This window comes from Pseudalkalibacillus hwajinpoensis, from assembly GCF_039851965.1.
GTDB classification, from domain to species: domain Bacteria; phylum Bacillota; class Bacilli; order Bacillales; family Guptibacillaceae; genus Guptibacillus; species Guptibacillus hwajinpoensis_E.
In genome coordinates, this window is the sequence record NZ_CP156674.1 from 3,664,002 (window position 1) to 3,683,528 (window position 19,527).

The 19,527-nt window shown below is 39.9% G+C and carries 21 protein-coding genes and 1 riboswitch; of the genes, 14 read left to right on the plus strand and 7 right to left on the minus strand.

What is annotated here, in order from left to right:
* Nucleotides 1-39: 39 nt before the first annotated feature.
* Nucleotides 40-642, minus strand: coding sequence for a VrrA/YqfQ family protein (gene vrrA / locus ABFG93_RS18880; RefSeq protein ID WP_347549563.1), 603 nt, complete (start codon nucleotides 640-642; stop codon nucleotides 40-42).
* Between the two features lie 190 nt (nucleotides 643-832).
* Between vrrA and ABFG93_RS18885 the strand changes: the two genes are divergently transcribed.
* Both ABFG93_RS18885 and ABFG93_RS18890 read left to right on the plus strand, forming a co-directional pair.
* Nucleotides 833-2,110, plus strand: a complete 1,278-nt coding sequence (locus tag ABFG93_RS18885; protein ID WP_347549564.1) for a DEAD/DEAH box helicase — start codon at nucleotides 833-835, stop codon at nucleotides 2,108-2,110.
* A gap of 94 nt (nucleotides 2,111-2,204) precedes the next feature.
* On the plus strand, nucleotides 2,205-3,098 hold the full coding sequence (locus ABFG93_RS18890; RefSeq protein ID WP_347552893.1) for a deoxyribonuclease IV: 894 nt from the start codon (nucleotides 2,205-2,207) through the stop codon (nucleotides 3,096-3,098).
* 25 nt (nucleotides 3,099-3,123) lie between these two features.
* Here the strand turns inward: ABFG93_RS18890 and ABFG93_RS18895 are convergent, their stop codons facing one another.
* Nucleotides 3,124-3,384 carry a DUF2624 family protein gene (locus tag ABFG93_RS18895; RefSeq protein ID WP_347549565.1) on the minus strand — a complete coding sequence of 87 codons (261 nt, stop codon included), beginning with the start codon at nucleotides 3,382-3,384 and terminating at the stop codon, nucleotides 3,124-3,126.
* A 146-nt stretch (nucleotides 3,385-3,530) separates the two neighbouring features.
* Between ABFG93_RS18895 and ABFG93_RS18900 the strand changes: the two genes are divergently transcribed.
* Entirely contained in the window at nucleotides 3,531-4,397 is an 867-nt protein-coding gene (locus ABFG93_RS18900; RefSeq protein WP_347549566.1) for a YitT family protein, read from the plus strand.
* Between the two features lie 290 nt (nucleotides 4,398-4,687).
* Nucleotides 4,688-5,281 carry a lytic transglycosylase domain-containing protein gene (locus ABFG93_RS18905; protein WP_347549567.1) on the plus strand — a complete coding sequence of 198 codons (594 nt, stop codon included), beginning with the start codon at nucleotides 4,688-4,690 and terminating at the stop codon, nucleotides 5,279-5,281.
* Between the two features lie 176 nt (nucleotides 5,282-5,457).
* On the opposite strand, the gene ABFG93_RS18910 is transcribed toward ABFG93_RS18905, so the two are convergent.
* Complete coding sequence (locus ABFG93_RS18910; RefSeq protein WP_347549568.1) at nucleotides 5,458-7,560, minus strand: RNA degradosome polyphosphate kinase; 2,103 nt, start codon at nucleotides 7,558-7,560, stop codon at nucleotides 5,458-5,460.
* A gap of 94 nt (nucleotides 7,561-7,654) precedes the next feature.
* Nucleotides 7,655-9,190, minus strand: a complete 1,536-nt coding sequence (locus ABFG93_RS18915; protein WP_347549569.1) for a Ppx/GppA family phosphatase — start codon at nucleotides 9,188-9,190, stop codon at nucleotides 7,655-7,657.
* Between the two features lie 156 nt (nucleotides 9,191-9,346).
* On the opposite strand from ABFG93_RS18915, the gene ABFG93_RS18920 reads away from it, so the two are divergent.
* The 3 genes from ABFG93_RS18920 to ABFG93_RS18930 are packed head-to-tail and all read left to right on the plus strand — an operon-like array spanning nucleotide 9,347 to nucleotide 11,397.
* Entirely contained in the window at nucleotides 9,347-10,123 is a 777-nt protein-coding gene (locus ABFG93_RS18920; RefSeq protein ID WP_347549570.1) for a metal ABC transporter ATP-binding protein, read from the plus strand.
* Nucleotides 10,124-10,963, plus strand: a complete 840-nt coding sequence (locus ABFG93_RS18925; RefSeq protein WP_347549571.1) for a metal ABC transporter permease — start codon at nucleotides 10,124-10,126, stop codon at nucleotides 10,961-10,963.
* Nucleotides 10,964-10,980: 17 nt separating this feature from the next.
* Entirely contained in the window at nucleotides 10,981-11,397 is a 417-nt protein-coding gene (locus tag ABFG93_RS18930) for a Fur family transcriptional regulator (RefSeq protein ID WP_347549572.1), read from the plus strand.
* Between the two features lie 24 nt (nucleotides 11,398-11,421).
* On the opposite strand, the gene ABFG93_RS18935 is transcribed toward ABFG93_RS18930, so the two are convergent.
* Entirely contained in the window at nucleotides 11,422-12,000 is a 579-nt protein-coding gene (locus ABFG93_RS18935; protein WP_347549573.1) for a hypothetical protein, read from the minus strand.
* A gap of 159 nt (nucleotides 12,001-12,159) precedes the next feature.
* Here ABFG93_RS18935 and ABFG93_RS18940 point away from each other — a divergent pair, with 159 nt between their 5' ends.
* Entirely contained in the window at nucleotides 12,160-12,561 is a 402-nt protein-coding gene (locus ABFG93_RS18940) for a DUF4190 domain-containing protein (RefSeq protein WP_347549574.1), read from the plus strand.
* Between the two features lie 54 nt (nucleotides 12,562-12,615).
* On the opposite strand, the gene ispG is transcribed toward ABFG93_RS18940, so the two are convergent.
* Together ispG and ABFG93_RS18950 are read right to left on the minus strand one after the other, a co-directional pair.
* Nucleotides 12,616-13,734, minus strand: a complete 1,119-nt coding sequence (gene ispG / locus ABFG93_RS18945) for a flavodoxin-dependent (E)-4-hydroxy-3-methylbut-2-enyl-diphosphate synthase (RefSeq protein WP_347549575.1) — start codon at nucleotides 13,732-13,734, stop codon at nucleotides 12,616-12,618.
* A gap of 141 nt (nucleotides 13,735-13,875) precedes the next feature.
* Nucleotides 13,876-14,229, minus strand: a complete 354-nt coding sequence (locus ABFG93_RS18950; RefSeq protein ID WP_347549576.1) for a hypothetical protein — start codon at nucleotides 14,227-14,229, stop codon at nucleotides 13,876-13,878.
* Between the two features lie 171 nt (nucleotides 14,230-14,400).
* Between ABFG93_RS18950 and ABFG93_RS18955 the strand changes: the two genes are divergently transcribed.
* The 6 genes from ABFG93_RS18955 (at nucleotide 14,401) to sat (ending at nucleotide 19,526) form a co-directional block, all read left to right on the plus strand.
* Nucleotides 14,401-15,276, plus strand: a complete 876-nt coding sequence (locus ABFG93_RS18955) for a DUF1002 domain-containing protein (protein WP_347549577.1) — start codon at nucleotides 14,401-14,403, stop codon at nucleotides 15,274-15,276.
* 70 nt (nucleotides 15,277-15,346) lie between these two features.
* Nucleotides 15,347-16,003, plus strand: coding sequence for an NfeD family protein (locus tag ABFG93_RS18960; RefSeq protein ID WP_347549578.1), 657 nt, complete (start codon nucleotides 15,347-15,349; stop codon nucleotides 16,001-16,003).
* Nucleotides 16,004-16,123: 120 nt separating this feature from the next.
* Nucleotides 16,124-16,228: riboswitch (SAM riboswitch) on the plus strand.
* A gap of 97 nt (nucleotides 16,229-16,325) precedes the next feature.
* Nucleotides 16,326-16,472, plus strand: coding sequence for a YezD family protein (locus tag ABFG93_RS18965; protein WP_347549579.1), 147 nt, complete (start codon nucleotides 16,326-16,328; stop codon nucleotides 16,470-16,472).
* An 84-nt stretch (nucleotides 16,473-16,556) separates the two neighbouring features.
* Nucleotides 16,557-17,279 (plus strand): phosphoadenylyl-sulfate reductase, encoded by a 723-nt coding sequence (locus ABFG93_RS18970; RefSeq protein ID WP_347549580.1) that lies wholly within the window; start codon nucleotides 16,557-16,559, stop codon nucleotides 17,277-17,279.
* A 5-nt stretch (nucleotides 17,280-17,284) separates the two neighbouring features.
* A complete protein-coding gene (locus ABFG93_RS18975; protein WP_347549581.1) occupies nucleotides 17,285-18,349 on the plus strand; it encodes an inorganic phosphate transporter in 1,065 nt (354 codons plus the stop codon).
* Nucleotides 18,350-18,377: 28 nt separating this feature from the next.
* Nucleotides 18,378-19,526 (plus strand): sulfate adenylyltransferase, encoded by a 1,149-nt coding sequence (sat, locus tag ABFG93_RS18980; RefSeq protein ID WP_347549582.1) that lies wholly within the window; start codon nucleotides 18,378-18,380, stop codon nucleotides 19,524-19,526.
* Nucleotide 19,527 lies beyond the last annotated feature (1 nt).

Sequence of the window (19,527 nt, forward strand, 5' to 3'; positions counted from 1 at the left end):
ATAAAGGAGTTAACGTGATAACTCAATGAATCGAGTCGTCTAAACGTAGAGTTTTGGTGTCGATTTTCTTGCATGTTGTTCAGTTGATGCGTTCTTTTTGTTTTTTTGCGATGAACCTGTCGGAGGTTTCGGACTTTTTTTCTTAGCTGTATTTTTCTTCACCTTGGCTGTTCCTTCATCCGATTTCTCAGCATCATCTTCATCTTCATCTTCATCAGAATTGCTAGAGGATTTTTGATACTCTTTGAAAAGCGCGATCATTTCAGGAAGTTGCTTGACCATTGGTCCGTATTGCTGGACCATCGGCTTGATTGTATCAACAGCTTGCATGACTTTTTGGACGTTTTGAATCATACCCATCATATCCATTCCACCCTGACCAGCGCCCGGGAGTAGTCTGGATAACATTCCTCCAGTCTGCCCGGGTGTAACTCCAGGTTGCAGTGCAGGGAAAGAGCCTGGAGGCGATGGAAGTGTTGGTGAAGCCCCTCCACCTCCTAAAATTCTAGATAGCAGTCCACCTGTCCCTGTCTGTGGCGGCTGTGAAAAGCCAGGCCCAGGTCCAGGGAATCCTCCGCCTGAGAATGGAAATCCCATTCCAGGACCAGGTCCGCCTTGAGGGGAGGGAGGAAATTGGTTCATGTGATGCCCTCCTTTCCATAACTTGACCCTTTTATGCTGTCGTTACTATTTACAATATGCTAAAAAAATCGAAGGTGTGAGAACTTCTCATATTGGGCATTAAAGATAGAGAATGGTCTTTTTTGACGTATGGCGCTTTTAGGTAAATTGGGCTATAATATAAGGTGGATTAATGGATGGAGGAACAAAAATGAAACATTTTGATAGATTAGGGCTTAAGCCTTTTTTAATTGAAGCTCTTAAAGCACAAAAATTCTCAAGACCTACTGAGATACAAGAACGTTTAGTACCGGCAATTCGAAACGGTGACAGTGCCATTGGACAGTCCCAAACGGGCTCTGGTAAGACTCTTGCCTTTTTATTACCGTTGATTCATAGAATCGACCAGGGTAAAAACGAGTGTCAGGCTGTTATTACGGCTCCAACTAGAGAGCTTGCAGATCAAATTTATACGGAAGCACTCAAGCTAATTGCAGGGCTGCCTGAGGAAGAAACTATTTCAATCAAAAAAGCCGTTGGTGGAACGGACCGTAAACGAATGATTAGCAGAATGAAAAACACGCCTCATATTGTCATCGGCACACCTGGACGAATTAAGGATCTTGTTGAAGAGCAGGCACTTAGCGTATTTCCTGCTACGATGCTCGTGGTCGATGAAGCTGATCAAATGCTTGATATGGGCTTTATTGAAGATGTTGATTATATTGCTTCAAGAATGGCGAAAGATTTACAAATGCTAGTCTTTTCAGCAACTATTCCTAAAAGCCTGCAGCCGTTTTTGAAGAAATACATGGACAATCCGAAATTCGTTGAAGTTAATGCGGAACAGGTAACTGCGGATAAAGTAGAAAATATTTTCATCCCTGCAAAATACCGCGAGAAGAAAGAGCTGCTTCTCAATGTAACGAAAGCAATTAACCCTTATCTAGCGCTTGTTTTTACTAACACGAAACAAACGGCGGATGAAGTGGCTGATTTTCTAATTGAGAATGGTCACAACGTTGAGCGTTTGCACGGTGCTGTTCAGGCACGCCAGCGGAAACAAATTATGAAGAAAATCCAACAGGCGGAATGCCAGTACGTCGTAGCAACTGACCTTGCATCAAGAGGAATTGATATCAAGGGTGTATCTCACGTGATTAACTTTGAGCTTCCGAAAGATCTGGATTTCTATATTCACCGGGTCGGCCGTACGGCTCGCGCAGGTCTGGACGGGATTGCTTATACACTTGCTGAACCTTCCGATCAAGAGGCTGTTCAGAAGCTAGCTGCGAAAGGGATTCAAATTGAATACAAAGAAGTGAAGAATGGGGAGTGGGTTGAAGCAAAGCCAGTAACTCCTCGTAAGAAACCAACTTCTTCAAAGCCGGAAGTATTCGTACCGAAACCGAAAAAAGTAAAACCGGGATACAAAAAGAAAATGCAGCAGGAACGTGATCGAATTCAACAAAAGCGTGGAAGAAAGTAAGGTTTAAGTCCTCTTTATAAAGAGGACTTTTATTTGATTTACCTTGATAAAGCGCCTGTGCTATCATGAGTGGGATAGGAAAGGAATGAATAGAATGTTAAAAATAGGATCGCACGTTTCAATGAGTGGAGATAAGATGCTCCTTGGTGCTAGTGAAGAAGCTGCTTCATATGACGCTACAACCTTTATGATTTATACAGGAGCACCACAGAATACAAGAAGAAAAGCAATTGAAAAGCTTAATATTGAAAAAGGGACGGCACATATGAAAGAACATGGTATGAAGGATATTGTTGTCCATGCTCCTTATATTATAAATATCGGTAACACAACGAAACCAGAGACGTTTCAATTGGGCGTTGATTTTCTGAGATCTGAAATTGAGCGTACTCATGCCCTTGGTGCACGCCAAATCGTCTTACATCCAGGAGCTCATGTAGGAGCAGGAGCTGAACAGGGAATTAAGAAAATTATCGAAGGGCTTAATGAGGTTCTTACAGCGGAGCAGGAAGTTCAAATTGCACTTGAAACAATGGCGGGTAAAGGTTCTGAATGCGGAAGAAGTTTCGAAGAACTTGCCCAAATTATTGATGGTGTGACACACAACGAAAAGCTTTCTGTTTGTTTTGATACGTGTCATACCCATGATGCAGGATATGACATTGTTAATGATTTTGATGGCGTTCTCGATCAATTTGACCGAATTGTTGGTATTGATCGATTAAAAGTTCTCCACGTGAATGATAGTAAAAACGAATGTGGTGCTTCGAAAGACCGCCACGAGAATATCGGATTTGGCTATATTGGATTTGACGCGTTGAATAAAGTGATTCACCATGACCAGTTGAAGGAAATTCCTAAAATTCTGGAAACGCCATATGTAGGTGAAGATAAGAAAAACAAGAAAGCACCTTACAAGCTAGAAATCGAAATGCTCCGCAATCAGAAATTCGACGAAGATCTCAAAAACAAACTCACAGCAATCTAACAAAAAACCGCAATCGCGGTTTTTTTTACGCATTAAGAAATGAAAGAATCAACTTGTTTACTTTTGAGGCTACGCTCGGGCTTACTTCACGACTAATTTTCATCAAAATCCGCTTTCTTTGTTCCTGATTAGAAATATCAATATTTTCTTGCTTCAATATTTGAATGATTTTCTTAGCATCCTTTTCAGTTAGTGTGATGCCATATTGAGTAGAAAGCTGAAGCAATTCCTCAGTTGTGATACGGTTTAATTTAAAGTTAACCAGTTGAAGCTGTATTGGATTCATGACGATGCCTCCTTTGCCTATCTCATACTATGCACATTGTTCACTGAGGTGTTCGAAATTCATGTTAATAGAGTTGACGCCTTTATAGATGGTTGAACTTTCTATATAATATTAGTTAACTATTCCATCTTGCCTAGGGGGGCTTCATGCAAAAAAAACAACATCGAAAAGAAAGTAAGACGCACCTGATTTACAGGCTGTTAATGATTATGATTGGGGCTTTTCTAGCTGCAGCAGCTATTGAACTATTTTTGGTGCCAAATCAGTTAATCGATGGTGGTATTATTGGTGTTTCACTAATTCTAGATCATCTTACCCCATTTAATTTTGCGGTTCTCGTCATTGTTCTAAACATTCCTTTTATGTATTACGGGTACAAACAAATTGGAAAAACATTTGCTTTTTCAACCTTATTTGGCATTATTGGCCTAGCTGCCTTTGAAACTAAGCTACATCACACTGCTCCATTTACGACAGAGCCCATTCTAGGAACAGTGTTTGGTGGTCTGACATTAGGTCTTGGTGTCGGGCTAGTTATCCGCCACGGTGGGTCGATGGACGGAACTGAAATACTGGGTATCCTCTTAACTAAGAAAATTCCATTTTCCATCGGAGAATTCGTAATGTTTACTAATATTTTTATTTTTACATGGGCTGGCTTTGTTTTTAGCTGGGAAAATGCTATGTATTCGGTGATGGCTTATTATATTGCTTTTAAAACGATTGATACGGTGATCCAGGGGCTGGATGAGACGAAAGCCGTTCTCATTGTATCTGATCATTATGAAGAAATCTCTGACGCGATTCTTGATCGCCTAGGAAGAGGAACAACAAAGCTTGTAGGAAAAGGTGGTTATACGGATGAAGAGAAAGAGGTCATCTACGTCGTCATTACTCGTCTTGAAGTTACAAAACTGAAAAGTGTTATTTATGATATAGACACTCAAGCATTCATTACGATCATGAATACACAAGAAACAAGGGGTGCAAAGTTTAAGTCCCCAATTCATTAGACTCCCTGATTCAGGGGGCCTTTTTTCTTAGATCCAAAAGGTAAATAGTGAGCAAAATAGTAAAAAGGTTTTAGAATAACATGATAGGGTATATTCTTAACTGGTGCTCTCCAGCTTCATAAATACCAGTTGAAAAGGAGTGCAAGATTATCAATTTTATTCAAAACAATCTTAAAAAATCGCTATCAGTACTCTCAGCTATTGTTCTAACACTTGTTCTAGCAGTAATTCTCGTTCAATCTCATTTATTTACTGAGCAGGTGGCTGATGCAGAAACTAGAGTAGGGGATTTGGATCATAAAACATCACCTATCGATGATCAGGTGAAAACACAGACAGCGTTAACTAAATTAGAAAAAAAGACAGGTTACTCATTGGATGCCGGTTCAGTGAGTGTAGAAGAATGGAAGAAAGCGAAAGCCTACTCGGAACAATTCTATAAGGACAGCGAAGGAAAGTTCAAAAAGAAATGGGGACTTTTCCTTTCCTATCAGTCGATGAAAGTAAATATTGATCCAGCCATTGCGTATGAACTTCTTAAAGTAGAGACAGGTAATACGTTTAATCCAGATCTAATCGGTCCGGAAACAAAATATGGACATGCTTATGGTATGGCTCAGTTTATGAAAAATACAGCACCCTGGATCGCAGATATGGCAGGTATTGATTATTCTGAGGAAAAGTTATTTGACCCCTATTTCTCAATGACGCTCTCAGTCACATACCTTGATTTTCTCTATAACAAGTATGATAACTGGGATGAAGCTCTGACAGCTTACAATCGCGGTATTGGTGGCCTGCAGACTTATGTATCACGAGAAGGTACGCCAAAAAGCAGCTATTCAGAAGAAATTCAGGAGATGGCGAGTCTTCATGAGATGTAATTGCCGCTAAATAGCACCTTCGCTTCTTAGTCAGAAGCGTAAAGAAACCCCCACTGGTTATAGGAGACCAGCGGGGGTTTTGTAATCCTAGTATCTGTACGTGGTGCTCCAACTAGAAATCGGAATATTGACTCAGCTCTTAAACGGTAGTAAATTCTGTTGATAGAAGCATCACGTTATAAATTAGAGAAAGGGTTTTGTATCAATTTTTCCTGACTATTGATTAATCCGTCGCTCTTCTTCTTTTCGACGTAATGATAAATGCCGTCCGAATCCTGCTCTCGAGCTTTAACATTATCTCTTAGGATAAGGTCAAGAGTGGCTTTGATTTTTCTTTTTAGGTTCGGCTGAAGAATAGGAAAGAGAATTTCAATCCGTTTATCCATGTTTCTTGTCATCATGTCAGCTGATGAAAGATACATATTTTCTTCACCACTGTGGTGGAAGTAGAAGATACGCGTATGCTCCAGAAACTCGCCAACAATACTTCTAACGCGAATATTGCTACTGATCCCTTCAATACCAGGACGAAGACAGCAAATGCCTCTAACGATTAGATCAATCGTTACACCTGCCTGTGAAGCTCTGTAGAACTGTACGATTAAGTCTTTATCCGTTAATGAATTCATTTTGGCAATGATACGTCCTCTACCTGTTTTTTTATGATGCTCAATTTCTGTTTCAATCAAGTGAATAAAAGAATCTTTAATTTCTCCTGGTGAGATTGAGAAGTAGTACCAATCTGGCTTCGTGCGATATCCACTCAAGTAATTAAAGAAATTTGTTGCGTCTATACCAAGTTTTTGGTTGGAAGTTATAAGCCCCATATCCGTATAAACTTTTGCAGTGGCATCATTGTAATTGCCTGTACCAAGATGGACGAAGCGTTGAATAACGTTCCGTTCTTTCCGTACGACGAGAGTAATTTTGCTATGGGTTTTTAAAGAAGTCATGCCATAGATGACGTTAACTCCTGATTTTTCGAGTTGTTTTGCCCACTGAATGTTATTCTCCTCATCAAAGCGAGCCTTTAATTCAACAAGAACGGTAACAAGCTTTCCGTTTTCTGAAGCCTTCGCTAACGCGTTAATAATGGGAGAATCGTCACTAACTCTGTATAGTGTTTGTTTAATTGCGAGTACTTTTGGATCATTCGATGCTTGAGTAATAAATTCCACTATTGGATCAAAGGATTCAAAAGGATGATGAAGTAACACATCTTTCTTTAAAAGTGTAGAGAAAATCGGTTGATCATTGTTCAAATCTCTAGGGGTTTTTGGAAGTAATTTAGGAAATAAAAGGTGTTCATGTGACGGACTTAGCGTTTTATAAAAACCGAAAAGGAATGTGAGGTCAATTGGGCCATCAACCACATAGACATCTTTTTCGTGCAGTTCCAAATTATCAATTAAAAACTTCGTTGCTTCCTTGTCATTCCAGTCGCGACGAATTTCCAGCCGTACCGCTGATCCCCACTTCCGTTTCTTTAATTCTTCCTCTATGACTTCAAGTAGATCTCGAGCACCTTCTTCGTGAATCGGAAGGTCTGCATTTCGTGTGATGCGAAATTGTGATGTAGAAATCACACGATAACCTTCGAAAAGTTTGTGGCAATTTTGGCTAATTACATCCTCAAGTAGAATAAAACAGCGGTTCCCATCATTGGATGGAAGTTCAATAAAACGATCAAGTGCAGGCGGAATTCGTACAATCGCAAGGTAATTCTCTGAATTACTTTCTCGTTCTTTCTCAAGCATGACAGCAAGATTTAAGGCTTTATTCGGTATGACAGGGAACGGTCGATAAGCATCGATTGCCATCGGCGTAAGGCTAGGATATATTTGATTTTCAAAGTGATTCGTTACAAATGAAAGTTGCTCTACTGAAAGGTTCTGTATTTTAAGTAAATGGATGTTCTCTTCCTTAAGAGAGGGGAACAGTCCATGCGTGAATGTCTCGTACTGACGATTAACTAGCTCATGATTAATACGAAAGATTTCGGAAAGCTGTTCTTTAGGGGTCAAACCTGCTTTGTTTTCAGGCTTGTTAAACCCAGCAGCAACTTGATCCGTCAACCCGGCGACCCTTACCATGAAAAATTCGTCCAGGTTTGAGCTGAAAATTGCAAGAAACTTTAATCGTTCTAGTAATGGATTACGTGTATCGATTGCTTCTTCAAGAACTCTTTTATTAAAGCCAAGCCAGCTTAGTTCTCGGTTGTTATAGTAAGCAGATGATTCAATATTTATTTGGTTGAGGTTATTTTGTGACTTTTCCATAGACATACCTACCTTTTTAGAACGCTTATCTTTATTCTATCAAAAAAGTATTTATGGTGTGGGTTTGTGAGTGTAATGAAATTGTAAAGAATGTCTAAATGTTCTGGAAATCAAGCTCTATTTCTATACCATAGGCTCTTTCCAGATGCTTGACATGTTTTTCGCATTTTTCCTTTTCGAAGACAAAATCCTTATGACACATCACTTTCAAAGTGAATTTATTTTCATGCTTTGAGTTCATTAGCTTAACCTGGTCAACGACGTTTCGGTTCGTCGTATTCAAGAAATACGAAAATTTCAGTATCGCACCCAGTTTCTCAAATTGTTCTAATTCATGATCCGTAAACCATGTAACGTAAGGCGACACAAAATCTTTAAAGGTTGATTTGTTTTTAAACGATGCAAGTAGAGCAAGAATGATTCGATTTTTATGGTTCATACCATTTAGAGCGGTATTGGATAGAATGTAAAACGTATGCTGACTGACAGATTCGCTTTCAATATGATCACCAAGGTAATTTAATTGTGCTGCTTGCTGTAAAAAGTTCTGCCATCCAGTAAGGGTTAAATAACCAGCGCTATTAAACTGTTCAGCAAGCAAGAAGGCCGTTTTTTTGAGTGAGGCTATCCTCATGTTGTTAATGTTGTATTTGACCGATAAAGCTTCAATATTTTTTTCTGTAATATTTGGGAAGCGATCTGTAACTTGATTGGAAATGAGCGTTTCGTAAATATATCCTTCCCGTAACCCTTTACGGCACATCAAGAATGAAGGAGCTTTTACATAGTGAGTAAATGAAAATATCGCTTGAATAGCCGGGATAATAATGTCTGCGCGTTCCTTCGATAATCCCTCTACTTTTTTTCGACTACTTAAAGGGTGCTCTTTAAGTTGATTTATAACTCCAAGGATTTCTTCAGAGGGGAATTCATAATGGTGTATGCCAGAAAGTGGGTATTGACATTGTTTCTGATGGATTTGAGAAAGATTACGTGCGCTTCCTCCAATTCCGACTACACGCAGATTACGCTTTTTAATCCAGGGAATTTCCCTGAATTGGTCGCATACGAATTTATTCAGTTTCTCTAATTCTAGAGTCGTAGGTTTATCATTATGGATGAACTCCTGCTGAAGAGTGAGAGCTCCAAAAGGAAAGCTATGATAATGCTTTATTTTGCGATTTTCCATGTATGTAATTTCCGTACTTCCGCCACCAATGTCAATGGTATAACCTTCCTCAAGATTCGTCGATTGAATAACGGATAAGTAACCGTAGTAGGCTTCTTCTTTTTCACTTAAAACCGTCATGTGATAGTCGGTTTCTTTTTCCACCATTTTCACAATCTCATCTCTGTTCTTAGCCTGCCTAATGGCTGCAGTTGCAATGACATTAATAGAACTAAGTTCATAAGAACGTGTTACGGTTTGAAACAGATGCAGTGTTGTTAAAATTTGGTTAATTCCTTCTTTATTTATTGTATTGTCTTTATCCAAGTATGATCGAAGTCGAGCAGTGTATTTTAAGTTTTGCTCTTCAAATAATACATGGTAAGCATTCATTTTATAAATAACAAGTCGGATCGTATTGGAACCTATATCAATCACGGCATAGTATGGTTGTTGTGACACGATGAAAATCCTTTCTGAGTCGAAATTTTCTTTTAATTATACACGAAAAGAAGGAGGGTAAGGAAACATGATAAGGAAATTTACAAATTGCGACGATATAGGGTATACTATATACTGTAAATCGTAATCATTCTTAATAAATGGCGGGTTTTAATTATGACAAATTCGAACAATATCATAGATCTTCAAACTATCTCCTTTCATTATGGAGATAGTTATGTTCTTGAAGATATCACTTTTTCTATTCCGAAAGGGGCTTTTGTGGGGCTTGTAGGACCAAACGGTTCTGGGAAATCCACTTTAATTAAAATCATTTTTGGTCTTCTTAAGCCTCAAAAAGGACATGTGCATATTTTTGGTAAAAAAATCAATAAGTTTCATGACTGGAGTAAGATTGGTTATGTTTCTCAGAAAGCCAATAGCTTCAATTCAGGCTTTCCAGCTTCTGTGTTTGAAGTCGTGTCAATGGGGTTAACAAGTAAACTCGGGCTATTCAGATTTATGAAGGCGAGTGATCGAAAAGCTGTCATGGATGCGCTAAAGCTTGTAGGAATGACGGATTTTGCATCAAGTAATATTGGTGAGCTTTCAGGCGGACAGCAACAACGAGTATTTATTGCAAGAGCGCTTGTTAGTAATCCGGAAATTCTGATTTTAGACGAACCCACCGTAGGTGTTGATGCAAATTCAACAAGTGACTTCTACCAGCTTCTAGGGAAGCTTAACAGGGAAAATGGAATAACGCTGCTCCTTGTTACACACGATATCGGAACGATTACGGATAAGGTGTCACATGTAGCCTGCTTAAACAGGACACTCCATTTCCATGGGGAAACGAAGGAATTCGAACAGTTTAATGATCATGAACTGTCAGGATTTTATGGGCATCATGTTCATGTTTTAAATCACGATCATGGTCATGGAGGATTATAAATGATTCAGGCTTTATGGAAATTTGAGTTTTTACAGAATGCCTTTATGGCTGGAATATTAATTGGCATTATCGCGCCACTACTTGGTGTGTTTATTGTGGTGAGGAGGCAGGCTCTAATTGCTGATGCACTTTCTCATATTACTCTTGCTGGGATTGCAGCAAGTCTCCTCCTTGGAAAGTATGTTACCTTCTGGCAGGGAATAAACCCGGTTTACATGGGAATGGGCTTTTCTGCTGTTGGGTCTTTATTCATTGAGCAGCTTCGAAAAGTCTACAAGCATTTTGAAGAACTTGCTATTCCGATTACACTTTCGGGTGGGATTGGTTTGAGTGTCGTCTTCCTATCCCTTGCTGATGGGTTTAATTCAGACCTTTTTAATTATTTGTTTGGAAGTGTTATTGCGATTAGTCGTGGAGATTTATTAACGGTAGCTGTTATCACGGTGGTTGTTATATTGGTAGTCACTATTCTTTACAAGGAATTATTTTTTCTATCATTTGATGAAGAGCAAGCGATCGTTTCAGGCATTAGAGGGAAGCTGATTCACTTCATCTTCATATTACTCGTCGCTTTTGTGATTGCCGTTTCCATGCAAATCGTTGGTGTGTTGCTTGTTTCTGCTTTGATGACAATTCCTGTTGCTGCAAGTATTCGAATAGCGCGAGGGTTTAAACAAACAATCGGGTTTTCCATTTTATTTGGTGAGGTAGCCGTTCTTGGTGGATTGGTTCTAGCTTATTATCTCGATATTGCGCCAGGTGGCACAATTGTACTGTTATCTGCGCTAATCCTTGTAGCCGTTCTTTTATTTAAACAATTAAAGCAAAGGAAATCTTAATATAATGAGGTGGAAGCGTGAATGTATCTACAGCATTGCGAATATTAAAAGACGAAGGGTTTAAGTATACCGAGAAGCGCGAGGATCTTGTGACGCTTTTTGCTAAAGAGAAGAGATATCTTTCAGCAAGAGATGTTTTGATTCACATGCAAAAAAGCTATCCAGGCATGAGTGTTGATACGATTTACCGCAATTTAACACTTTTTAGGGAGCTGACCATTCTAGAAGAAACAGAATGGGATGGAGAGAAGCGCTATCGATTAAGTTGTTCAACAACGAGTCACCATCACCATATCATCTGTCTGGACTGCGGAAAAACACGTCAAATTGAATCATGTCCGATGGAAGATATTCCGGTTAGTGATTCTGAATTTCAGGTTACGGGCCATAAGTTTGAAGTATATGGTAAATGCGGAGAGTGTCAGTTCCATTAAAATGAAACCAAAAACGGAAGAGCGTTATGCTCTTCCGTTTTTGGTATAGAAATGGATCCAGCTTTTAGCTTCTGACCAGTTGTTTAAGCGTTCAACTCTCGCTGGGACGGGTCCCTGATTATAAGGGGTATCAAATAAAATGACGGGGATGTTACACTCTTCTGCAATGGCGCAGGCATTATCATGCTTATCTTCAAAAAACACGTCAACATTGTGCTCGATAATAGCATCAATTTTATCGTGCTTTCCAATTAACTCGATGTGATGGTAAGGCACTTTATTTAGTGTAAACCAGTTTTTAGTTGTATCCAGTAAATGATTGCCCCTTGCACTAATGTAGAAAAGTTCGTAATCGCTTTTCCAATCTTCAAGAGTGGGGTGGGCATCCTCAGCTAACAGGGCATTTGCATAAATGCTCTCTTCATTCTTCTTGAGCCACTCAAAAAACTCTGTTTGTGAAATATTAAGAAGGTTGGCTAGATTATATTGGGTAATATCAGGAAGCGATAGCTTTCGATTGAAAGAAGAATTTAAGTAGGGAAGAAATGTTTGTGGACTAGTCACGGTCCCATCAATATCCAGGCCGAGTCTTTGTATTGGCATAATAAAACCCCTTTTATAGTTTGCTCTTCCTTTATCATATCATATTCAGGTACATGCTAAAGTGGAAACTGGTAGTATCTTACTGCCGTCAAAAACATATTCTTTAGCTTATTAACGAATACTAAGCATGCTCCACAACAAGTAAAGTGAGGGATGTATATGACAGAAGACAGACATGATAAGGAACTGGATCTTACGGAGGAACGTGAAGTACGCAGTGAAGAGGAATACCTGGAAGAAGCTGCGGCTGAAGTAGCCCCCGGTGTATTGGACCGTCCTTATTTGCAGTCGCCTGAAAATGAACGTCCAACATCTGAGGAGCGTCAAGAGCATTTAGAAGCTAAAAGTAAGGAACAGGAAAAGACCGGTGTCGGAGTTGGTGTGGTTGCTCTGGCTCTATCGGTACTATCATTGTTTATTCTTCCCGTTATTTTTGGAGCAGCGGGAATTATCGTAGGATTTGTTGCGAGGAGAAAGGGATTGACCACGCTCGGCTCATGGGCGATCGGTGTCGGTGCCGCTTCAATGATCATCAGCTTATTCTTCGCCCCGTTCTTTTAGCTGAAGAGTGTGAAAAAGCCTGACATCCACTGGATGTCAGGCTTTTCAACTAGATCAGGCATTTGCTTCTGCATTTGCCTTTTCTTCTTCCATCTTTTTATAATGCTCTTCAGCAATTTTATCGACTTCTTTTTTCAGCTCTTCTACCATAGTTTCTTCCGGAACCTTCCGAATAATTTCGCCATGGCGGAACAATAGTCCTTCTCCACGTGCACCAGCAATCCCTATATCTGCTTCCCGTGCTTCACCAGGTCCGTTTACTGCACAGCCTAGAACAGCAACCTTAATTGGGGCTTTAATGGTAGAAATGTATTCTTCCACTTCATTAGCGATTGAAATAAGATCAATTTCAATTCGTCCACATGTTGGACAGGAAATTAATGTCGCTGCATTTGCTGCAAGACCGAATGATTTAAGAAGCTCTCGTGCAACCTTAACTTCTTCAACTGGATCAGCACTAAGTGATATACGTGCAGTATTCCCGATCCCTTTAGAGAGAATTACTCCAAGACCTGCGGCACTCTTAACAGTACCAGCAAAAAGAGTACCTGATTCAGTAATACCAAGGTGAAGCGGGTAGTCGAAAGAACGCGCCGCAAGTTCATATGCTTCTGTAGCGAGGTTAACATCGGAAGCCTTCATTGATACGATAATATCGTAGAAATCAAGGTCTTCAAGAATCTTGATGTGGTGCAGTGCACTCTCGAGCATCCCTTCAGCAGTTGGATAACCGTACTTTTCAAGGATTTTTCTTTCAAGTGAACCGGCATTTACACCAATTCGAATCGGGATGCCTTTTTCCTTAGCAGCTTTTACAACAGCTTCAACTTTCTCGCGACGGCCAATGTTACCAGGGTTAATTCTGATTTTATCAGCGCCGCCTTCAATTGCTTTTAAAGCTAGCTTATAATTGAAGTGAATATCAACAACGAGTGGAATGTTAATCCGTTTCTTAATTTCTGGAATAGCATCTGCTGCTCGATCATCTGGACATGCTACGCGTACGATCTGACATCCTGCTTCTTCCAGACGATTAATTTCAGCTACAGTAGCTTCCACATCGTGTGTCTTTGTTGTTGTCATACTTTGAATAATAACTTCGTTGTTACCGCCTATTGTTAATGGACCTACTTTAACCGGTCTCGTTTTACTACGGTGAGTAATTTCATTCATGCGAAAATCGCTCCTTTTACATGTAGGATTGCATGCCTCATGATTTAGATCGCTTTGTATATGTTCCCGAACGAGGGAATTGAACTCTTCTTTAATACTATCCCATTGTAGCAACATTGGAAGGCTATTGACAAGAAATAATCACTGTGAGGACGTATCGGTATAGGTAGGGATTTTATATTGTTGCCCAATTTGAATTTGAGTAGGTGGGATTTTGTTTAATGTTTCGAAATCATGCACGATTGTATCTATTGAGACAGGGATCGTTCCATTTTCTTTTTCGACTAATGAGAGTACTGTATCCCCGGCCTTAGTATTATGTATCACATAAGGTGTCTTAGCATTTTCTTCAGGTGGTGCCTCGATATCGTTAGAAACGTCATAAGTGGCAAGAGTACCGGTCGTTAAATCGTAGTAAGTCGTATGAAGGACAAGCAGAAAAAGTGCTACAGTTAGTAGCTTGCGCATATCATTCACCGCTCTTCCTTGAATCATATTTTAATTCTACTGTATGCTTGTCCATCTAGAATATGACACAAACCTCCTGTGCCTCCTGTGAAATTATCTTTTCTTTCCAGTGCGTGTCGAGTAAAATAGCAAAGAGATGGAGAGGCAACGAAAGTTTCTCTATCAGGACGACTTAAAGAGAAAAAAGGAGATCAAACTATGTTTAAAAAAGTTATGCCGTTTTTCTTGTCTATGTTGTTGGTGGTGTCTATCCTGCCAATTGTTGCATATGCAGATGCTGCTGTAGGTGATGTCATCGTCACTCTAGGTGAGGATTTGACAGAAGATCAGAAGCAAAAACTGTTAGAGGAAATGGAAGCTCCAAAAGATGTAATGACAGTACCTGTAACCAATGAAGAAGAACATCAATATCTTGGAGATTATATAAGTAAAGCATTAATCGGAACACGCGCTTTATCGTCTTCTTCTATTACAATTGCAAAGAAAGATGCTGGTTTAAGCGTAGAAACAAATAACATTAATTGGGTAACTGATGATATGTATGCCAATGCTTTGATTACAGCAGGTGTGAAGGATGCAGATATCTATGTAACGGCTCCTACTGAAGTTTCAGGAACAGCTGCCCTTACAGGATTGATTAAAGCGTATGAGCTAAGCTCGGATGAAGTGATTCCTGAAGAACAAAAGCAGGTAGCAAATGAGGAGCTTGTAACAACTGCGAAATTAAGTGATAGTATCGGTGCTGATAAAGCAACAGAATTAATGACAAAGATTAAAGATGATATCGCCACTAATCCCCCTGAAACGGAAGAAGATCTTAGGGAACGAATCAAACAAATTGCAAGTGACTCTGGCATTGAATTAACCGGGGAGGAGCTTGATGGACTAGTGGCATTATTTAATCGAATGAAGAATCTTGACATCGATTGGGATCAAATGAAAGGTCAGTTAGAGAACGCAAGGGAAAACCTTGATGAATTCTTGAATAAAGAAGAAACACAATCATTTATTCAAAAAATTATTGATTTCTTTATCGCGCTTATTGATGGTATAAAAGGGGTATTTAAATCGTAAAGTGACATTGAACTGAAACTTTTCCTGCTTGTAATCGTATAAGGAGAGAAGGAAAAAGGAGGGAGCGAAGATGGAAATTCTATCGTTGCCAGCTATAGGTTTTCTAGTCGTACTGCTTAGCGTACTTTTTTTGTTTGGTGAATTGCTTGTTCGTGTAAAAGGGATTTTTGGTGTCATTGGGATTCTCATGTTAACGTTCTACTTTAGTTTCCATCTCACGTCATTACCTTCCATGCTATGGATGGGGCTTGTTTTTGCGGTTGGTCTCGCTTTAGTCATTCTCGATGGAAAGCTATTGAATGATGGAACTTTTGGGTTAATCGGTTTATTAATGATGGTCACGGCTGTCGCGATTCCCTCTCCATCTTTTCTATACGGTCTGCTTGTTTCGAGTGGCTTTTTGATGGGTACGGCTGCTTCTTTTCTATTTCTACGTGTTTTTCCAGCGCGTTCAATGTGGACTAAAATGACGTTGAAGGACCGATTGAGCAGTGATATGGGGTATAATTCTATGAATGAGGGGTACAAAGAATTAATTGGTAAAACCGCTACGACGATTACTCCATTCAGACCGAGCGGTACAATTCAATTGAATGAGAATAAATATAGTGCTATCTCAGCAGGAAGCTGGATCGATTCAAATGTCCAGGTTGTAATTACATCTGTTGATGGAACACGCATTGTAATCGAAGAACAAAAAGAGAAAAGTAAAAGACATCCAGTCTAATGGATATAGGCCTCGGGTCATGGATCCGAGGCTTAAATTATTAACTTTTTCTAATCCGTTTATCCCGATCTCTAAACTAGGGTTGACATATTGTTAGATAATAGTTAAGATTTAGAAAATAACTTATCAAGAGAGACCGAGGGACTGGCCCGATGACGTCCAGCAACCTGCCACCAGGCAAGGTGCTACTTCCAGCAAAATGGAGTCCATTTTGGAAGATAAGGTGAATCAAGGTAACCTGATCTGTCTTTCCAATTTGGGAAGGCTTTTTTAGTTATTAAGCCTCTCCTACTCATCAAATGTAATTAAGGGGGGTTTCTAAATGAAAAATGAGAAACAGAATTTTAAAGATGTTGCCGAGCGAATTGAGAAGATGCTCAGTACACTTAAGTATGGATCCATTACTCTGGTTGTACAGGATGGAAAAGTCATACAGCTTGAGAGACAGGAGAAGGAACGGATTTACTAAAAGCGCTGACTAGAAAAACTAGAGGCGGTTCTAACGATACTCGTTAGAATCGTCTTTTTATATGTTTCAAAAGGAGGTTTTGGTATGGAATGGTTATATGAAAATTGGTCAGGGGAAATTCCTTTTTTTGACAGTAACTCAAAAACTAAAGGAGCACTTGAGGTCCTTGATTGGGCTTATGCTACGTATCAAGACGATATTGTCTATGCCTGTAGTTTTGGGGTGGAAGGCGTTGTATTGATTGATTTAATTTCACAAGTAAATGAGAAGGCTGAAATCGTCTTCCTTGATACGGGTCTACATTTCGATGAGACATATGAACTCATTGAGCAGGTGAAAGCAAGATACCCAAATCTACGGATCAAATTAAAGAAACCAGAGCAATCAGTTGATGAACAAGCAAAGACATATGGTGAGGCACTGTGGGAGCGTAATCCTTCTCAGTGCTGTAATCTTAGAAAAATTATTCCTTTGAATGAAGAATTACAGGGAGTTAGCGCCTGGATTTCAGGCCTTAGAAGAGAGCAATCTCCCTTGAGACAATCGACTGAATTCTTGAATAAAGATTCTAAATTTGAAGCTATTAAAGTTTGTCCACTTATTCATTGGACCTGGAAAGAGATCTGGCGTTACGTGTATGAGAATGATTTACCTTATAACCAATTACATGATCAAGGGTACCCGAGCATTGGATGTGAGGTTTGTACAGCTAAAGTGCTAGAAGGAAGTGACTCCAGGTCGGGACGATGGGCAAATCAGGAGAAAACGGAATGTGGATTGCACCTTGATTCTGCTTCAAATAGGTGACGCTCATGAGCATTCTTGTTATTATCGTTGCTATGTTTTTTGCCATGAATATCGGGGCAAGCGGGGCGGCTGCTTCCATGGGGGTAGCTTATGGAGCAGGTGCTATTAAACGGAGAACGACAGCCTTATCTATATGTGCGATAGGAATTCTTGCAGGGGCAGCCTTTGGTGGAGGAGACGTTATTAAAACGATAGGGAGCGGGATTATTCCTTCTTCGATTCTAAGTGTTAAAGTAATCCTTATTATCTTTATAGCGGCGACAACAGCGCTGTTTTTAGCGAATATGATGGGCATTCCGTTATCTACAAGTGAAGTCACAGTAGGTGCAGTTGTCGGTGTTGGGATTGCCTATCGCGCACTTTATTTCTCAAACATCATTGTTATTATGCTACTCTGGCTGGTAATACCGGTTGTCGCCTTTGTAATGGCGCTCCTCGCTGGAAAGCTCGTATTAATTCTTAAAAGGCGGAGAAAAGTGACTCCAGGCTGGCAACGTGTATTGGGGGTACTACTTATTGTAGCAGGATTTCTGGAGGCTTTCTCTGCAGGAATGAACAACGTTGCAAACGCAGTAGGACCTCTTGTAGGAGCGGGGCTACTCTCACTATCAACTGGAGCATTGTTAGGCGGAGCGTTTGTTGCGCTTGGAGCGCTTGTTTTCGGCAGCAGGGTTATTGAAACAAATGGTTATCGGATAACCAGCTTCTCACTTGGGGAGGGTTTTGCCGTGTCGAGTACAAGTGCTGGTCTTGTAATCGGTGCATCGCTCTTTGGTATTCCAGTTCCGCTCACACAGATTACAACTTCATCTATTATTGGAATCGGAACTGCAAAAGATGGGTTTCAACTCTGGCAAAAAGATGTCATTACACGAATGTTGAAAGTCTGGGTAGTTTCACCAGTTTTTTCATTAGTGATTTCGTATAGCATGATTAAATTATTTCTAGAAAGTGACTTATACACATTAATTGCAATTGGCAGTGTTATTCTTGCAACGATTGGGTCGGGCAGTCTAATAAAAACGATTCGAACGCAGAAACAAGCGGTTCAGGATGAAGGAAGCATGTAACGTTTACTAAACAATTGGAGGGATTTATATGACAACAATTAATCCACATGGTGGTAATTTGATTAACCTTTATAAACCAGATGCAGAAGTAGCCGGAATTAGAAATGAAATAGAGCTCGATAAGACAGCATTAAGTGACCTCGAGCTGATTGGGACTGGTGCTTATAGTCCACTACAGGGTTTTTTAAATGAAAATGATTATGAGTCTGTTGTTCATGATCTTAAGCTCGAAAATGGATTGCCATGGAGTATTCCAATCACATTGCCGGTGAATAGCGGTGTAGCCGATGATCTTACAATCGGAGAAAAAGTAAAGCTAACGAATAATGGTCTTGTTTATGGAACTATTCAAGTTGAGTCAATCTATTCACCTGATAAGAAAGTAGAAGCCCGTCATGTCTATTTGACAGAAGACGAGGCGCATCCGGGAGTGAAAAAAGTCTATGAAAGACCCGATGTTTATATTGGGGGGGCGATTGAGCTACTTAGAAGAAGTGACAAAGGTCAATTCAATAAATACCATTTCGATCCTTCAGAAACCAGGGAGTACTTTCAGAAACAGGGGTGGAAAACGGTAGTAGGTTTTCAAACACGAAATCCAGTTCACCGCGCACATGAATATATTCAAAAAACCGCTCTTGAAACGGTTGATGGGCTCTTTCTAAATCCGCTTGTAGGTGAAACAAAATCAGATGATATCCCTGCAGAAATTCGAATGGAAAGTTATGAAGTACTACTTGAAAAATACTATCCAGCTGATCGTGTTCATCTAGGGGTATTTCCAGCCGCTATGCGCTATGCCGGACCAAGAGAAGCGATCTTCCATGCGATTGTTCGGAAGAATTTCGGTTGCACTCACTTCATAGTAGGAAGAGATCATGCTGGTGTAGGCGATTACTACGGAACTTACGATGCACAGAAGATCTTTAATCGATTTACGAAGGAAGAGTTAGGAATTACTCCGCTATTCTTTGAACACAGTTTCTATTGTGAGAAATGTGGCAGCATGGCTTCGGCAAAAACGTGCCCACATGGGAAAGAACATCACGTTATTCTTTCAGGTACAAAGGTTCGTGCTCTCCTTAGAAATGGTGAGCAGCCACCAGAAACATTTAGCCGTCCTGAAGTGGTAGAAGTATTGATTAGAGGTATGAGCGAAAATACAGTAAAGGCATAGG

Excerpts from the sequence above, each read along its gene's own strand:
- vrrA (WP_347549563.1), bottom strand. The coding sequence starts at position 642 with ATGAACCAATTTCCTCCCTCCCCTCAAGGCGGACCTGGTCCTGGAATG.
- ABFG93_RS18885 (WP_347549564.1), top strand. The coding sequence starts at position 833 with ATGAAACATTTTGATAGATTAGGGCTTAAGCCTTTTTTAATTGAAGCT.
- ABFG93_RS18890 (WP_347552893.1), top strand. The coding sequence starts at position 2,205 with ATGTTAAAAATAGGATCGCACGTTTCAATGAGTGGAGATAAGATGCTC.
- ABFG93_RS18895 (WP_347549565.1), bottom strand. The coding sequence starts at position 3,384 with ATGAATCCAATACAGCTTCAACTGGTTAACTTTAAATTAAACCGTATC.
- ABFG93_RS18900 (WP_347549566.1), top strand. The coding sequence starts at position 3,531 with ATGCAAAAAAAACAACATCGAAAAGAAAGTAAGACGCACCTGATTTAC.
- ABFG93_RS18910 (WP_347549568.1), bottom strand. The coding sequence starts at position 7,560 with ATGGAAAAGTCACAAAATAACCTCAACCAAATAAATATTGAATCATCT.
- ABFG93_RS18920 (WP_347549570.1), top strand. The coding sequence starts at position 9,347 with ATGACAAATTCGAACAATATCATAGATCTTCAAACTATCTCCTTTCAT.
- ABFG93_RS18925 (WP_347549571.1), top strand. The coding sequence starts at position 10,124 with ATGATTCAGGCTTTATGGAAATTTGAGTTTTTACAGAATGCCTTTATG.
- ABFG93_RS18935 (WP_347549573.1), bottom strand. The coding sequence starts at position 12,000 with ATGCCAATACAAAGACTCGGCCTGGATATTGATGGGACCGTGACTAGT.
- ABFG93_RS18940 (WP_347549574.1), top strand. The coding sequence starts at position 12,160 with ATGACAGAAGACAGACATGATAAGGAACTGGATCTTACGGAGGAACGT.
- ispG (WP_347549575.1), bottom strand. The coding sequence starts at position 13,734 with ATGAATGAAATTACTCACCGTAGTAAAACGAGACCGGTTAAAGTAGGT.
- ABFG93_RS18950 (WP_347549576.1), bottom strand. The coding sequence starts at position 14,229 with ATGATTCAAGGAAGAGCGGTGAATGATATGCGCAAGCTACTAACTGTA.
- ABFG93_RS18955 (WP_347549577.1), top strand. The coding sequence starts at position 14,401 with ATGTTTAAAAAAGTTATGCCGTTTTTCTTGTCTATGTTGTTGGTGGTG.
- ABFG93_RS18960 (WP_347549578.1), top strand. The coding sequence starts at position 15,347 with ATGGAAATTCTATCGTTGCCAGCTATAGGTTTTCTAGTCGTACTGCTT.
- ABFG93_RS18965 (WP_347549579.1), top strand. The coding sequence starts at position 16,326 with ATGAAAAATGAGAAACAGAATTTTAAAGATGTTGCCGAGCGAATTGAG.
- ABFG93_RS18970 (WP_347549580.1), top strand. The coding sequence starts at position 16,557 with ATGGAATGGTTATATGAAAATTGGTCAGGGGAAATTCCTTTTTTTGAC.
- ABFG93_RS18975 (WP_347549581.1), top strand. The coding sequence starts at position 17,285 with ATGAGCATTCTTGTTATTATCGTTGCTATGTTTTTTGCCATGAATATC.
- sat (WP_347549582.1), top strand. The coding sequence starts at position 18,378 with ATGACAACAATTAATCCACATGGTGGTAATTTGATTAACCTTTATAAA.